This window comes from Bosea vaviloviae (assembly GCF_001741865.1).
In the GTDB taxonomy this organism is placed as follows: Bacteria; Pseudomonadota; Alphaproteobacteria; order Rhizobiales; family Beijerinckiaceae; genus Allobosea; species Allobosea vaviloviae.
Genome location: NZ_CP017147.1, coordinates 2,525,972 through 2,540,992, shown reverse-complemented (window position 1 = coordinate 2,540,992; position 15,021 = coordinate 2,525,972). Strand labels below are relative to the sequence as shown.

The window sequence follows — 15,021 nt, the reverse complement described above, 5'->3', positions numbered from 1 at the left end:
CGCCTTCCCTTCTCCCCTCGCGGGAGAAGGTGGATCGGCGAAGCCGAGACGGATGAGGGGGCGCTGTGAGCTTTCCGCCTCAGCGTAACACGACGCCAACCGGACAGGGCACGGTGCCCCCTCATCCGGCGCTGCGCGCCACCTTCTCCCGCATCAAAGTCGGCTGTTGCCGACTTTGACACTTTGAGTTGCCCATCTCGGGCAAGTCCGAGATGGGTGGGAGAAGGGAAAAAAAGGGCGCGCTAAACCACAGCCCCCGGGTTCAGGATTCCCTGCGGGTCCAGCGTCGCCTTCAGCGTCTTCATCAAGGCGAGTTCGACCGGATCCTTGACACCCGGCAGCAGGTCGCGCTTGAGGCGCCCGATGCCGTGTTCGGCCGAGATCGAGCCGTGCATCTCGCTGACGATGGCGTGGACGGCCTGGTTGACCTCGCTCCAGCGGCCGATGAAGGCCTGCTTGTCGGCGCCCACAGGCTGGCTGACATTGAAGTGGATGTTGCCGTCGCCCATATGGCCGAAGGGCACCGGGCGGCAGCCGGGCACCATCGCCACAACAGCCTCCGAGGCGCGGGCGATGAAGGCCGGCACTGCATGCAGCGGCACCGAGACGTCGTGCTTGATCGAGCCGCCCTCATAGGTCTGCACCTCTGAGAGCATCTCGCGCAGCTTCCAGAAATCATTGCGCTGGTTGAGTGAGCCGGCGAGCGCGGCGTCCGTAACCAGACCCTTTTCCAGCGCCTCGCCGAGGAAGGTCTCGACCGCCTCGTCGAGCCCGCTGGCCGACTGGGCGCAGACCTCCATCAGCACATACCAGGGCGAGGGCTCCGAGAGCGGGTCGCGCGCGCCCGAGGCATGGCGCAGGACGAAATCGAGCCCGGTGCGGGAGAGGATCTCGAAGGTCGTCAGCGTGCCGCCGGCACCGGCCTTGGCGGCGTTGAGCAGCGCCAGCGCCTCGTCCGGCGAGGGCACGGCAAGGAAGGCCGTGGCGCGCGCGGCGGGCAGCGGGAAGAGCTTCAGCACGGCGGCCGTGATGATGCCGAGCGTGCCTTCCGCCCCGATGAAGAGGTTCTTCAGGTCGTAGCCGGTATTGTCCTTGCGGAGCTGGCGCAGGCCGTTCCAGACCCGGCCATCGGCGAGCACGACCTCGAGCCCCATGCAGAGCTCGCGGGCATTGCCATAGGCCAGCACCGCCGTGCCGCCGGCATTGGTCGAGAGATTGCCGCCGATGGTGCAGCTGCCTTCCGAGGCGAGCGAAAGCGGGAAGAGCCGGCCTGCCGCCTCGGCCGCAGCTTGCGCCTTCTGCAGCGTCAGCCCGGCCTCGACGGTCATGGTGTCGCTGTCGGGATCGACGGCGCGGATCTTATCCATGCGCTGCAGCGACAGGATGATCTCGCGGCCCTCCGCCACCGGGATCTGCCCGCCGACGAGGCCGGTATTGCCGCCCTGGGGCACAAGCGTCGTACCCGTAGCAGCCGCAAGCTTGACCAGCGCCACGACCTCTTCGGTCGAGCCCGGCCGGACGACGGCCTGCGCCTTGCCGCGGAACAGATCACGCCATTCCTTGAGATAAGGCACCATCGCGTCAGCGTCGGTGATGACGTTCTTCGCGCCGACGATCGCCGACATCTGATCCAGGATTTCGCTGCTCATGAGGTCTCCAGGCTTCAACGCTTGCCGGCGCGCCTGAACAGGCCGACGAGTTCGATATGGGCTGAATAGCGGAACTGGTCGATGGGCGTGACGCCCTCCAGCGCATATCCCCCCGCGATCAGGATCGCGGCGTCGCGGGCAAAGCTGCCGACATCGCAGGAGACATAGACGACGCTCGCGACCTTCGAGGCCGCGAGCCGCCTCGCCTGCGCTTCCGCGCCGGCGCGCGGCGGATCGAGCACCACCGCGTCGAACGCGTTCAGTTCATGCTCCAGCAAGGGCCGCCGGAACAGGTCGCGGGTTTCCGAGGTGATCCGCTTGAGGCCTTGCGTCGCGCCGGCCGCGCGCGTCAGGGCCAGGATCGCCGCCTTCTCGCTCTCGACGGCATGGACCTGCGCCTTCTCGGCAAGGCGGAAGCTGAAGGGGCCGCAACCGGCGAAGAGATCGGCGACGCGCTTGGCCTTGGGCAGGGCTGAGACGACCAGCGCCGAGATCGTCCCCTCGCCCAGCGTGGTCGCCTGCAGGAAGCCGCCAGGAGCCGGCGCCACCATCGCCTTGCCCATTTTCTGGAGCGGGGAACGGCGTTCGACGATGATCTCGCCATGCATGGACAGCCTGGCCAGATCGAGCCGCTCGGCCGCTTCCGTCAGCGACAGCCGGAGCTTGTCGCCGGCCGGGCCATGGCCGCGAATATCGACATCGAGCCCGGTATCCGAGGCGGTGACCTGCAGATCGAGCGGCTTGTTGGAGCCGCCGAGCCGATTCGCCAGCAATTGTGCGACGGCCGGAGCCCGCGCCAGGCCGGGCGCCAGGACCGGGCAGGCCTCTACCGCGACGAGATCATGGCTGCGCGCCGCCATGAAGCCGACCATCATGCCAATACCTTCGCGCCTGGCATGGAAGGTGACGCGGCGACGGCCCGCGCCATGGGCGTCGACCAGATCGGCGACGGGTGCCGCAACACCGGCGCGCTCGAGCGTGGTGACGACCTGCTGGCGCTTCCAGGCCTTGTAGAGGCCCTCATCCATATGCTGGGCGGCGCAGCCGCCGCAGCGGGTGAAGAGCGGGCAGATCGCGGCAATGCGAGATGCGGCCGGCGCGATGATCTCGACGAGCTGGCCACGATCACCATCGCGGACCACGCGCACGGTCTCGCCCGGCAGCGCATAGGGCACGAAGACCGGCCCATTGGCCGTCTTCGCGACGCCGTCGCCCTTCTGGCCGAGATGGTCGATCAGGAGCGTTTCGTTCATCGCCAGCCTTGCGGCAGCGCTTTCCTTCTCCTGCGGCTTCTTTCCGGCGAGCATTCTTCCAACCTTGTCCGAGCGGGCCGGCCCGTGGTGACCTGAGCGTTGCTTTGGCCTATCAGGTCGCGGGGCAACAGGGAATTCCGACATGAGCGTTCGAGACGGTGTCATCGAGGCGATCGGCAATACGCCGTTGATCAAACTGAAGCGCGCCTCGGCCGAGACCGGCTGCATCATCCTAGGCAAGGCCGAGTTCATGAACCCCGGCCAGTCGGTCAAGGATCGCGCTGCGCTCGCCATCATCCGCGACGCGGAACAGCGCGGCACATTGCGGCCGGGCGGCGTCATCGTCGAGGGCACGGCGGGGAACACCGGCATCGGCATCGCACTTGTCGGCAATGCGCTCGGCTACCGCTCGGTGATCGTGATCCCGGAGACGCAGAGCCAGGAAAAGAAGGACATGCTGCGGCTGGCCGGCGCGACGCTGGTCGAGGTTCCGGCTGTCGGCTATGTCAATCCCAACAACTATGTGAAGGTTTCGGGCCGCCTCGCCGAAGAGCTGGCGAAGACCGAGCCCAATGGCGCGATCTGGGCAAACCAGTTCGACAATACCGCTAACCGCCAGGGCCATATCGAGACGACCGGCCCGGAGATCTGGGCGCAGACGGAGGGCAAGCTCGACGGCTTCATCTGCGCCGTCGGCTCGGGCGGCACGCTGGCCGGCGTCGGCATCGCGCTGAAGGGCTTCAACCCGAAGATCACGATCGGCCTCGCCGATCCGCTCGGGGCGGCGCTGCATTCCTTCTACACCACCGGCGAGCTCAAATCGGAGGGCTCCTCGATCACCGAGGGCATCGGCCAGGGCCGGATCACCAGGAATCTGGAGGGCGCGCCGATCGACGTCTCCTTCCAGATCCCCGACAGCGAGGCGGTGCCTGTCGTCTTCGACCTGCTCGAGCATGAGGGCCTGTGCCTGGGCGGCTCGTCGGGCATCAACGTCGCCGGCGCGATCCGGCTGGGCAAGCAGATGGGTCCTGGCCACACCATCGTGACCATCCTCGCCGATTACGGCACGCGCTATCAGTCGAAGCTGTTCAACCCCGATTTCCTGCGCTCGAAGGGCCTGCCGACACCGGGCTGGCTGGAACGGGGCGATGCGGGCCTGAAGGCCGTGATGGCGCGGGTGCTGGGATAGCATTCGGCGTTTTCGCCCGGAACCACCACGTCATCCTGGGCGAAGCCCTCGGGGCCGATCTTCGATCGGCCCTAGGATAAACTCCGCGGAGGCCCGGGTTCCCAAGCGCGTCATGGTCGGGCTTGACCCACGGCTGTCCGGTTCGCCGCGAGCGCCCGGTCGAAAAGCTCCGTTCATTGAAGGCTTTCCAGCGGGCGGGGACGAATGAGACAGGCGCGGGGAACCCTTCTCCTGTAAGGAGAAGGGCAGGGATGAGGTGTCGGCCCCTCGACCAGTACAGCGCAAAGCCAACCGCATGCGGCGGTGAGGGCTCGCCCTTTCCGGATAACGGCCGACACCTCACCCTACCCTCTCCTTACAGGAGAGGGTTCCCCGCGCCCTTCATCCGGAACTCCGCTTCATCTCGCCCGCGAGGGGAGAGCCGCGCATGATCCGTTCAGGGGCCAAAAGCCCAACCGGACAGTCGTGGGCTTGACCCGACCATCTCTTGATGAGGGGGGCACCTGCCTTTGCCGACGCCTCTTCCGGCTCGAGATTCTCGGATCTCCGCTTCGCTGCGTCCGGGATGACCGCGCGTTTCTGAGAAAGACGGCGAGCGCTACAGCCACTTCTTCCAGCGGAAGAACAGGTAGGGCAGGATGGCGAAGACGACCATCATCGCCAGCGCCATCGGATAGCCATGGGCCCATTCGAGCTCCGGCATCGCCTTGAAGTTCATGCCGTAGATCGAGGCGATCAGGGTCGGCGGCATCAGCACCACCGCGACGACCGAGAACAGCTTGATGATCTTGTTCTGCTCCAGCCCGACAAGCCCGAGCGTCGCCTGCAGCATGAAGGAGAGCTTGCTGGAAATGAAGGTCGCGTGTTCCTCGATCGCCTGAACGTCACGGACCGAGGTGCGCCATTCCGGCGTGAAGCCGCTGGCGGCCTTGGTGGGGCGCTTGAAATTGGCCGAGAGAAATAGCAGCACGCGCTCGACCGAGACCATGCTTTCGCGCACGTTCGAGATGATGTGCTCGTATTGGCCGATCTTGCGGATGACCGACTGATAGGCGCCGTTCTGCTCGACTGCGGAACTCTTGCCCTCGAAGACCCGGCGCGAAGCCTCGTCGATCCTGTCGCCGACGCCGCGCAGCACCTCGGCCGCGCGGTCGACGATGGATTCGATCAGCCCCTCGATCACGGCGGCTGGCTGCGGGCTGCAACCGCCCGGCTTGGCGATGCGATTGAGGAAGATGCCGAAAGCGCCCGGCTCGTCATAGCGCACCGTCACCAGCGCCTTCTCGGTGAGGATGAAGGTGACGTCCGCCAGCCGCGGGACGACGGTATCCGAGTGGCAGATGACTCGCGCCGTCATGTAATGCGCGCCGTTCTCGGTGTAGATGATCTCGGAGGGTTCGAGATCATGCATCTCCTCCCGCGTCGGGATCGAGATGCCGAGATGGGTCTCGACCTTCTTGTCCTCTCCCGCGGTCGGATTGAGCAGGTCGATCCACACCGAGCCGGCCGGAATATCCTCGTCGATCGTCAAGCTGCGATGGATCAGCCGGTCGCCGGTCTCGGGACAGATATTGTGGATCAGAAGCATGGCAGGCGACTTTCAGCTGCGGCGAGCAAGCTTTTTGCTGCGCCGCAAGAACCCCAAGCGCCCCATCATGTCAAACCGATGACAACCCGCGCGCGCCATTGCCTCGCATCCCGCCTCACATCCCGCCCTTGACGCCTTCGGGCGGCCGGCTCGCGGCCGGCACGAAGAAGTCCGGCATCAAGGGCACGGAGGGGTCGACGCGGTAGGGCGTGAAGTCGGTGACGCCCTCGCCCGCGAGGAAGCTGTCGTCGATCAGGAACTGGCCCGAGAATTCGCGCGCCGGCTTGCCGAAGATCAGATGGGCGGCGTCGGCGAGGATCTCCGGCGTGCGGCTCGCCTGCACCATCTTGTCGCCGCCGAGCAGGTTTTGCACCGCGGCGGTCGCGATCGTCGTGCGCGGCCAGAGCGCGTTGACCGCGATGCCCTTCGGCGCGAGCTCGCCGGCGAGGCCGAGCACGCACAGGCTCATGCCGTATTTGGCGATCGAATAGGCCAGATGCGGCGCAAACCAGCGCATCGCCAGGTCGAGCGGCGGCGAGAGCATCAGGATATGCGGGTTCTGCGCCTTCTCCAGATGGGGAATCGCGTATTTCGAGACCATGAAGGTGCCGCGCGTATTGATCTGCTGCATCAGATCGAAGCGCTTCATATCGGTCATCTGCGTGTTGGTCAGCGAGATCGCGCTGGCATTGTTCACGACGATATCGATGCCGCCGAAGCGCTCCGCCGTCTTGGCGATGGCGCCGGCCACGCTCGCCTCGTCGCGGACATCGACCATCAGCGGCAGGCATTGCCCACCGGCCGCCTCGATCTCGGCGGCGGCGGTATAGATCGTGCCCACGAGCTTGGGATGCGGCTCGGCCGTCTTGGCGGCGATGGTAACATTGGCGCCGTCGCGCGCGGCTTTGAGCGCGATGGCGAGCCCGATGCCGCGCGAGCCGCCGGTGATGAACAGCGTCTTGTTCTTGAGCGACAAGTTCTTGAGCGACATGACTGACCTCCCTCAGGCTGGAATGGTGAAGCGGTCCGGCTGCGTACCGTCCCGATCGGTGAAGCCATAGGCACGGGCGAGATCGGCGACATGCAGCACCTGGCCGGCATGGCGGGCGACATCGGGATCAGCGGCAAGCGCCGCGACCGCGCGGCCGGCATAGAGCGGGCTCTCGGTCGTCTCCTCCGCCATGCCGGCATCAGCGACGCGCTCGGTCAGGACATGACCTGGAGACAGGCCCAGCGCCGTGACGCCGAAAGGCTTGAGCTCATGGCCCATCGCCAGGGTCAGACGGTTCATCGCCGTCTTGGCGAGATCGTAGAAGACATCGCCGAGATAGCCGCCGGCCGTGTCGAAGCTGACCGTGACGATCAGGCCTTTGCGCATCTGCACCATGGCGGGCGCGACCGCCCGCGCCAGCAGCAGCTGCGCATAGACGCCGCTCTCGAAATTCTGGCCGAGCCTTGCCACCGGCCTGCGCCAGAACGGCGCGCCGAATTGCGAGCCATCGGGATAGCGCTCGCCATCATAGCCTTCATTGCCGCCCCAGACGGCATCGACCACGCAGTCGAGCCGGCCGAAGCGGCGCAAGGCCCAGGAGACCAGCGTATCGACCTCGCGCTCCTGCATATGGTCGCAGCGATAGGGATGGCCCTTGCCGCCGGCGGCCTCGACCTCGCGCGCCGTATCCTCAAAAGTCTCCTGGCGCTGGTCGGTGCGGGGACCGGCCTCGCTTGAACGCCCGGTGACGATGACGGTCGCGCCGGCTTCGCCCAGCGCCCTGGCGATACCGCGCCCAAGCCCGCGCGAGGCGCCCGCGACGAGGCAGATGCGGCCTGCGAGCGGATGAACTGTCTGTTGGGTGAGCGTCATCTGCGCTCTCGCCGGCGATCCACCGCCTGGATTGCCAGAATGAAATCACGCGCGTCATTCCAAGGCGGCCCAAAGGGTCGAGCTCGCAACCCGAAACTGCAAACGAAGAAAAAGAGGGCGCGGGATCCCCTCTCCCGGGTGGGAGAGGGGTAGGGGTGAGGGCCGGACGGTGCCGAGTTGAGCTGACGATGTCCGCCGCTTAAGCGAGGTATCCGAGCCCTGACGTTTTCTGGCCTGCCCTCACCCTGCCCTCTCCCACCCGGGAGAGGGTTCCCCGCGCCTCTCTTGCACGACCAGCGCTTCTGGGTTCCGGGCTCGCTGCGGTGTTTATCCTTGGGCCGATCGAAGATCGGACCCGAGAGCGGCGCCCCGGAATGACGACGCAGTTCCGCGACGCCCCAAACAACGCTAGAAGCCCCTCCCCCGAGCAAACGAGGTCGATCATGGATGCGAGCGAGGTTGCCGCCTGCTGGGAGGCCAATGCCGAAACCTGGACGCGCCATGCGCGCGCCGGCTACGATTTGTACCGCGACGCCCTGAACACGCCGGCCTTCATGGCCAACCTGCCCTCCGTCACCGGATTCGTGGGTCTCGATATCGGCTGCGGCGAAGGCGCCAATACGCGCCAGATCGCCAAAGCCGGCGCCGCGATGACCGGCATCGATATCGCGCCCACCTTCATCCGTCATGCGCAGGAGGCCGAGGCCGCAGCACCGCTCGGCATCACCTACCGCCTCGCCGACGGCATGGAACTGCCCTTCGCAGATGCCAGCTTCGATTTCACGACGGCCTTCATGTCGCTGATGGACATGCCGCATCAGGACCGCGTCCTGGCCGAGGCGGCCCGCGTGCTCAAGCCCGATGGCTTCTTGCAATTCTCGATCCTGCATCCCTGCTTCGCCACGCCCTCCCGCCGGGTGCTGCGCGACGAGCACAAGACCGTGCTGGGCATCGAGGTTCGCGACTATTTCCGCGCCACCGACGGCGAGATCGAGACCTGGCGCTTCGGGGCCGCGCCCGAGCACGAGAAGGCCAAGGTCGAGCCGTTCAAGGTGCCGCGCTTCCACCGCACGCTGAGCGAATGGGTCAATCTCATCATCGCGGCGGGCTTCGCCGTCGAGCACATGCACGAACCGCAGATCGACGCCGAAACCGCGGCGCGTGAGCCCTATCTCGCGGATACGCGCGTCGCGCCGCTGTTCCTGCATATGCGGGTGCGCAAGCCAGCGAGTTCCGGCTGAGCGAACGCTAGCGTCAATTCCATCGTCATTGCGAGCACCCGGGTCTTGCCTTCGGCAAGCCCGAGTACAGGCTCCGCGAAGCAATCCAGGAGAGCTCGCTCTACGTCCCCTGGATTGCTTCGCTACGCTCGCAATGACGGCAAGGCCGTCACACAACTGGTCCATGGGCCTGCCCTCACCCTGCCCTCTCCCACTCGGGAGAGGGTTCCCCGCGCCCCTCCTTCCGGGTCTCCGGTCATGGGCTCCGGTGCCGAGGCTCACGCCGCGAAGACCGCGTCGGCGTCCTCGACCGCGCCGGCGCCTTCCGTCACCGCCAATTCCAGCGCCGGGGCCTCGGTGACGATATGTTCGGCGAAGAAGCGGGCCGTGGCGAGCGCCGCCGCGCCGTTCTCCTCGGAGCGCATGGCGAGCGCCTTCCTGGCGAGGCCGGTGCCGCCCTGCGCCACAGCGAAGAGCTTGAGATAGGGCGTCGCACCGGCGAGCGCCTCGCCCGGCTTGGCGCCCATCGTCGCCAACATCCAGTCGGTGGCGCGCTCCAGGGCATCGATCGCGGCCTTCAGCCGGGCTGCGCTATGGCCGAAGCCCGGCGTGTTGGCGCCCTCGACCTCGCCGGCCACGCCGCGCATCTCGCTGATCAGCGCCTTGACCGCCTCGCCGCCGGAGAGCGGCAGCTTGCGCAGCACGAGGTCGATCGCCTGGATGCCGTTGGTGCCCTCATAGATCGTGCAGATGCGGGCGTCACGCAGATGCTGGGCGGCGCCGGTCTCCTCGATGAAGCCCATGCCGCCATGGATCTGCACGCCGGTCGAGGCGACATCGATGCCGATATCGGTGGCATAGGCCTTGGCGACGGGGGTGAGGATCGCGGCACGCTCGCTGGCAGCCTTGCGCCTGGTCTCGTCGGTCTCGCGATGGCTACGGTCGAGCGCTGCGGCGACCATATAGGAGATGGCGCGGGCGGCCTGAGTCTTGGCGCGCATGTCCAGCAGCATGCGGCGGACATCGGGATGCACGATGATCGGGCTCATTGCCGAGCCCTTGGCCGAGCCCTTGGGCGCGTCGAGCGCCGTGCCCTGGCGGCGCTCACCGGCAAAGGCGAGCGCCTGCTGATAGGCGCGCTCGGCAATGGCGACGCCCTGCAGTGCGACGTTGAGGCGGGCGTTGTTCATCATCGTGAACATGCAGGCGAGGCCGCGATTCTCCTCGCCGATCAGCCAGCCGATCGCGCCATCCTTATCGCCATAGGCCATGGAGCAGGTCGGCGAGGCGTGGATGCCGAGCTTGTGCTCGATGCCGGAGCAGCGCAGGTCGTTATGGGCGCCAAGCGTTCCATCGGCATTGACGAGGTATTTCGGCACCAGGAAGAGCGAGATGCCGCGCGTGCCGGGAGGGGCGTCGGGCAGGCGGGCGAGGACGAGATGGATGATGTTCTCCGTCATCCCATGCTCGCCATAGGTGATGAAGATCTTCTGGCCGGTGATGCGGTAGGTGCCGTCGCCGGCGCGCTCGGCCTTGGAGCGCAGCGCATTCAGATCGGAGCCCGCCTGCGGCTCGGTCAGGTTCATCGTTCCCATCCACTCGCCCGAGACGAGTTTCGCCAGATAGGTCTGCTTGAGATGGTCGGAGCCATGGGCGTGAACGGCCTCGATCGCGCCGATCGTCAGCAGCGGTCCGAGCGCGAAGGCCAGCGAAGCCGAGTTCCACATCTCGGTGCAGGCCGATTGCAGCAGCGTCGGCAGGGCCTGGCCGCCATAGACCTCCGGGCCCGGAAGGGCGTTCCAGCCGGCTTCCGCCCAGGCCTTGTAGGCTTCCTTCCAGCCCGGCGGCGTGGTGACGACGCCGTCCTTCAGGGTCGAGCCATGGGTGTCGCCGACGCGGTTGAGCGGGGCGATCACGTCTGCGGCGAATTTCGCCGCCTCCTCCAGCACGGCCTCGGTGAGGCCGCCTTCGAGCTCCGGCGCGAGGCCCTCCGCGATCAGCCCGTCGAGGCCGGCGACATGGCGCAAGGTGGCGATGATGTCCTCGACCGGGGCGCGGTAGCTCATGAAATTCTCCCTGGAAGCCCGCATATCCTGCCTGATCGGCGGATGAGGGTCTGCTTTTGACGTTGCCGCGATGTTAGCGAGGAACTATCCCCGACGCCACGCGCGACCTTCGTCATGCGTTCCCGCCAGCAGCCCGTTGCGAATATAGTTTATATATAAACCATCTGAGGTCAATCGTGCCCGATCAACGCGTCACGCAGCGGCTGGACGACAGCGCGGCCGGCATCGCCACCGCCGCCGCACTGCTGCGCGCGGGCAAGCTCGTCGCGCTGCCGACGGAGACGGTCTACGGGCTGGCGGCGGACGCAACCTCCGGCGCGGCGGTCGCCGGCATCTACGCGGCCAAGGAGCGGCCGAGCTTCAACCCGCTGATCGCGCATCTGCCCGACCTCGCGGCTGCCCGGCGGCAGGGCCTGTTCGACGCCAACGCATTGGCGCTGGCGCGCGCTTTCTGGCCGGGGCCGTTGACGCTGGTGGTACCGGTCTCGAGCGGCTGCAGCGTCAGCGAGCTGGCGCGGGCGGGGCTTGCGACAGTGGCGCTGCGCGTGCCGTCGCACCCGGTCGCGCGGGCGATCCTGCAAGCGGCGGGACGGCCGATTGCCGCCCCTTCCGCCAACCGCTCCGGCCGGGTCAGCGCCACCAGCGCGGCGCATGTGCTGGCCGATCTCGACGGGCGCATCGACGCGGTGCTCGATGGCGGCCCGACCAAGGTCGGCGTCGAATCGACGATCGTCGCCTGCCTCGATGGCGCGCCGCGCCTGCTGCGCCCCGGCGGCGTGCCGAGCGCCGCGATCGAGGGCGTGATCGGGCGCTCGCTCGTGCTCGCCGGCGAATCCGGCGCCGCGCCGATCTCGCCGGGCCTGCTGGCCTCGCATTATGCCCCCGCAGCCGGTGTCAGGCTCAATGCGGAAGGGCCGCGTGACGGCGAGGCCTGGCTCGGCTTCGGGCCCGAGCCAGTCACGCTCTCGCCTGCGACGCTCCAGCTCAATCTCAGCCCGGCGGGCGATCTCATGGAGGCTGCGGCGAACCTCTTCGGCTATCTGCGCCAGCTCGACATGGCCGCGCCGGCGACCATCGCCATCGCACCGATCCCGCCGCATGGTCTGGGCGAGGCGATCAACGATCGATTGCAGCGCGCCGCCGCGCCGCGCTGACGTTTTCAAGCAAGCATCATCTTGCAATACTGCAAGATATCGGCTTGGGTTCCCGTTCCGATGAGGCAGGAACCCAATGAACTCCAATCTCGCCTGGGATGATTTCCGCCTGATCAAGGCGATCGCCGACCATGACGGGCTGACGGGCGCGGCGAACGCGCTCGGCGTCAATCATTCCACGGTCTTCCGCCGCCTCGGCCAGATCGAGGAGCAGCTCGGCCTGCCTTTGTTCGAGCGCCGCAAGACCGGCTATGTCGCGACCGTCGCCGGCACCGAGATGGCGGCGCTGGCGAACCGCATGGATGAGGACGTCACCGCCTTCGGCCTGCGCCTGGCCGGGCGCGATGTCGCGCCCTCCGGCGAAGTGCGCGTGACCACGACCGACACGCTTTATCTCAACGTCCTGCTGCCGATCTTTGCCACCTTCCGCCAGGCGCATCCCTTGATCCGCCTCGACGTCGTCATCGGCAACCAGACACTGAACCTGTCGAAGCGCGATGCCGATATCGCGATCCGCGCCAATGACTCGCCGGGCGAGACCCTGGTCGGGCGCCGGCTCGCGACCTTGAACTGGGCGATCTATGGCCGCACCGGAGACGGGCTGACGCCGGCCGAGCAGGCCGACCCGAAAGTGCTGTACCAGCGCGACTGGGTCGCGCTCGGCGACCAGCTCGGCTATGTCAAGGCCGCCCGCTATGTCCGCGAGCGCGTCGCGCCCGAGCGGATCGCGCTGAGGAGTTCGGCCGTGCTGGGCATGACCGAGGCGGTCGAGCAGGGCCTCGGCATCGGCCCCCTGCCCTGCTTCATCGCCGACCAGCGGCCGGGCCTGGTCCGCCTGATGCCGCCCGACCCGGAATTCTCGACGGGCCTGTGGATCCTGACCCATCCCGATATCCGGCATGCGCCGCGGGTGCGCGCCTTCATGGATTTCTGCGGCAACGAACTGGCGAAGAAGCGTGGGCTGATCGAGGGGACGGGGTAAGAAGCCCGGTTTCGTTTGCGCCCGATCGCCGGCCGTTTTAACTTGGCGTCGCTCGCGCGACTGGCGCTGCAAGGTGGATCACCATCGGGGAGCGCGAGCCTCGCTGCCGCGCGCCTGGGCCTTCTCATCCCCTCCCGGAGACGCCCCCATGCATGTCGTGATGCTGCTCTATCCCCGCCTGACCCAGCTCGATCTGACCGGCCCCTTCGAGGTCTTCGCCCGCTTCCGCGAGCTCGAACTGCATCTGGTCTGGAAGACGGCCGACCCGGTCAGGGATGGCAACGGCCTGACGATCCTGCCGAGCACGACCTTCGCGGACTGCCCGCAGGCCGACATCCTGTTCGTGCCCGGCGGCCCCGGCCAGGGCGCGCTGATGGAGGATGAGGAGACGCTCGCCTTCCTGCGCCGGCAGGCCGCATCGGCGCGTTATGTCACCTCCGTCTGCACCGGCTCGCTGGTCCTGGGGGCAGCCGGCCTGCTCAAGGGCTACCGCGCCACATGCCATTGGCTCTCGCTGCCGCAGCTCGCCTTGTTCGGCGTCGAACCGGTGGCGGAGCGCGTCGTCGCCGACCGCAACCGCGTCACCGGCGCGGGCGTGACCTCGGGCATCGATTTCGCGCTCAGCCTAATGGCCGATATCTTCGGCGAGGAGCGCGCCCGCAAGGTCCAGCTCCAGATGGAGTACGACCCGCAGCCGCCCTTCCCCGGCGGCTCGCCTGCGAGCGCGTCCGAAGAATTGATCGCCGCCGTGACGCAGGACTCCGCCAAGTTCCAGAACGCCCGCGAGGAGATCGCGCGGCGCGCGGCGGCGGCGCTGGGCTGAGCCAGAGCGTTGCTACGAGAAAAGCGGATGCCGGTTTCTTGCGCGCGCAATGCTCTGGGGGTGGTTTTGACCTGAACCACACCGTCATTGCGAGGAGCAAAGCGACGAAGCAATCCAGGAGCGACAGAGCTCGACGCCCCCCTGGATTGCTTCGCGGAGCCTGTACTCGGGCTTGCCGAAGGCAAGACCCGGGTGCTCGCAATGACGGCTAATACCTAGGCTCTCACCCCACCTCGACCACGACCCGCCCGCGCACCTTGCCCTCGATGATCGCCTTGCCCGTCTCGATCACGCTCTCAAGCGGGATTGTGGTGGTGATCTTGGCCAGCGCGTCGCGGTCGAGGTCGGTCGCGAGCCTGGCCCAGGCCTCGAGCCGGCGCGGTTTCGGGCACATCACCGAATCGACGCCGAGCAAAGCGACGCCGCGCAGGATGAAGGGCATGACGGATGTCGGCAGGTCCATGCCCTGGGCCAGTCCGCAGGCGGCGATGGCGCCGCCATATCTGGTCATCGACAGCAGATTGGCGAGGGTGTGCGAGCCGACCGCATCGACGCCGGCGATCCAGCGCTCCTTGCCGAGCGGGCGGCCGGGCGCGGAGAGTTCGTTGCGGTCGATGATCTCGGCCGCGCCCAGGCTCTTCAGGTAATCCGCCTCCTCGGACCTGCCGGTCGAGGCGACGACATGCCAGCCGGCCTTGGCGAGCAGCGCGATCGCGACCGAGCCGACGCCGCCAGCAGCCCCCGTCACCACGACCGGGCCGTCAGCGGGCTTCAGGCCATGCCTCTCCAGCGCCAGCACGCAGAGCATCGCGGTGTAGCCGGCGGTACCGATCGCCATCGCCTCACCCGGGTTCATGCCGGCCGGGAGCGGCACCAGCCAATCGCCCTTCACCCGGCTCTTCTGGGCATAGGCGCCCAGATGCGTCTCGCCCGTGCCCCAGCCATTCAGGATGACGAGGTGGCCCGGCTTGAAATCGGGATGGTCGGAGGTCTCGACCCGGCCGGAAAAATCGACGCCGGGGATCATCGGCCAGCGCCGCACCACCGGGGCCTTGCCGGTGATGGCAAGGCCATCCTTGTAGTTCACCGTGGAATGGGTGACGCGGACGGTGACATCGCCCTCCATCAGATCGCTCTCGGCGAAATCGGTGAAGGCGAGGTTGGGCCCGGTCTCGCCCTTGGTCGCGACAAGGGCCTTGAACGTGGTCATGCGGCGTCTCCGGTGACGTCATT

12 protein-coding genes and 1 riboswitch are annotated in these 15,021 nt (G+C 67.3%); of the genes, 5 read left to right on the top strand and 7 right to left on the bottom strand.

Annotated elements, in window-relative coordinates:
- Positions 1-242: 242 nt before the first annotated feature.
- Both BHK69_RS11840 and BHK69_RS11835 read right to left on the bottom strand, forming a co-directional pair.
- Complete coding sequence (locus BHK69_RS11840) at positions 243-1,649, bottom strand: FAD-binding oxidoreductase (protein ID WP_069690276.1); 1,407 nt, start codon at positions 1,647-1,649, stop codon at positions 243-245.
- A 14-nt stretch (positions 1,650-1,663) separates the two neighbouring features.
- The gene (locus BHK69_RS11835) at positions 1,664-2,956 is read right to left on the bottom strand and encodes a class I SAM-dependent RNA methyltransferase (RefSeq protein WP_244548479.1); all 1,293 of its coding nucleotides are present in this window, start codon (positions 2,954-2,956) and stop codon (positions 1,664-1,666) included.
- Positions 2,957-3,044: 88 nt separating this feature from the next.
- Here BHK69_RS11835 and BHK69_RS11830 point away from each other — a divergent pair, with 88 nt between their 5' ends.
- A complete protein-coding gene (locus BHK69_RS11830; RefSeq protein ID WP_069690275.1) occupies positions 3,045-4,091 on the top strand; it encodes a cysteine synthase A in 1,047 nt (348 codons plus the stop codon).
- Between the two features lie 598 nt (positions 4,092-4,689).
- Here the strand turns inward: BHK69_RS11830 and BHK69_RS11825 are convergent.
- The 3 genes from BHK69_RS11825 to BHK69_RS11815 all read right to left on the bottom strand — a co-directional run bounded on the left by BHK69_RS11825 (position 4,690) and on the right by BHK69_RS11815 (position 7,543).
- Complete coding sequence (locus tag BHK69_RS11825) at positions 4,690-5,679, bottom strand: magnesium transporter CorA family protein (RefSeq protein WP_069690274.1); 990 nt, start codon at positions 5,677-5,679, stop codon at positions 4,690-4,692.
- Between the two features lie 115 nt (positions 5,680-5,794).
- Positions 5,795-6,670, bottom strand: a complete 876-nt coding sequence (locus BHK69_RS11820; RefSeq protein WP_199579114.1) for an SDR family oxidoreductase — start codon at positions 6,668-6,670, stop codon at positions 5,795-5,797.
- A gap of 12 nt (positions 6,671-6,682) precedes the next feature.
- Positions 6,683-7,543: an SDR family NAD(P)-dependent oxidoreductase gene (locus BHK69_RS11815; RefSeq protein WP_069690273.1), complete on the bottom strand. Its 861-nt coding sequence runs from the start codon at positions 7,541-7,543 to the stop codon at positions 6,683-6,685.
- Between the two features lie 443 nt (positions 7,544-7,986).
- Here BHK69_RS11815 and BHK69_RS11810 point away from each other — a divergent pair, with 443 nt between their 5' ends.
- Complete coding sequence (locus BHK69_RS11810) at positions 7,987-8,784, top strand: class I SAM-dependent methyltransferase (protein WP_069690272.1); 798 nt, start codon at positions 7,987-7,989, stop codon at positions 8,782-8,784.
- Between the two features lie 257 nt (positions 8,785-9,041).
- Here BHK69_RS11810 and BHK69_RS11805 read toward each other — a convergent pair whose 3' ends face one another.
- Positions 9,042-10,829 (bottom strand): acyl-CoA dehydrogenase family protein, encoded by a 1,788-nt coding sequence (locus tag BHK69_RS11805; RefSeq protein ID WP_069690271.1) that lies wholly within the window; start codon positions 10,827-10,829, stop codon positions 9,042-9,044.
- Positions 10,830-10,984: 155 nt separating this feature from the next.
- On the opposite strand from BHK69_RS11805, the gene BHK69_RS11800 reads away from it, so the two are divergent.
- The 3 genes from BHK69_RS11800 (at position 10,985) to BHK69_RS11790 (ending at position 13,788) form a co-directional block, all read left to right on the top strand.
- Positions 10,985-11,983: an L-threonylcarbamoyladenylate synthase gene (locus BHK69_RS11800; RefSeq protein ID WP_083269270.1), complete on the top strand. Its 999-nt coding sequence runs from the start codon at positions 10,985-10,987 to the stop codon at positions 11,981-11,983.
- 76 nt (positions 11,984-12,059) lie between these two features.
- A complete protein-coding gene (locus tag BHK69_RS11795) occupies positions 12,060-12,965 on the top strand; it encodes a LysR family transcriptional regulator (RefSeq protein WP_069690269.1) in 906 nt (301 codons plus the stop codon).
- A gap of 46 nt (positions 12,966-13,011) precedes the next feature.
- Positions 13,012-13,092, top strand: a riboswitch (ZMP/ZTP riboswitch).
- Positions 13,093-13,113: 21 nt separating this feature from the next.
- Positions 13,114-13,788 (top strand): DJ-1/PfpI family protein, encoded by a 675-nt coding sequence (locus tag BHK69_RS11790; RefSeq protein ID WP_069690268.1) that lies wholly within the window; start codon positions 13,114-13,116, stop codon positions 13,786-13,788.
- 223 nt (positions 13,789-14,011) lie between these two features.
- On the opposite strand, the gene acuI is transcribed toward BHK69_RS11790, so the two are convergent.
- The gene (gene acuI / locus BHK69_RS11785) at positions 14,012-14,998 is read right to left on the bottom strand and encodes an acrylyl-CoA reductase (NADPH) (protein WP_069690267.1); all 987 of its coding nucleotides are present in this window, start codon (positions 14,996-14,998) and stop codon (positions 14,012-14,014) included.
- Between the last annotated feature and the right edge of the window lie 23 nt (positions 14,999-15,021).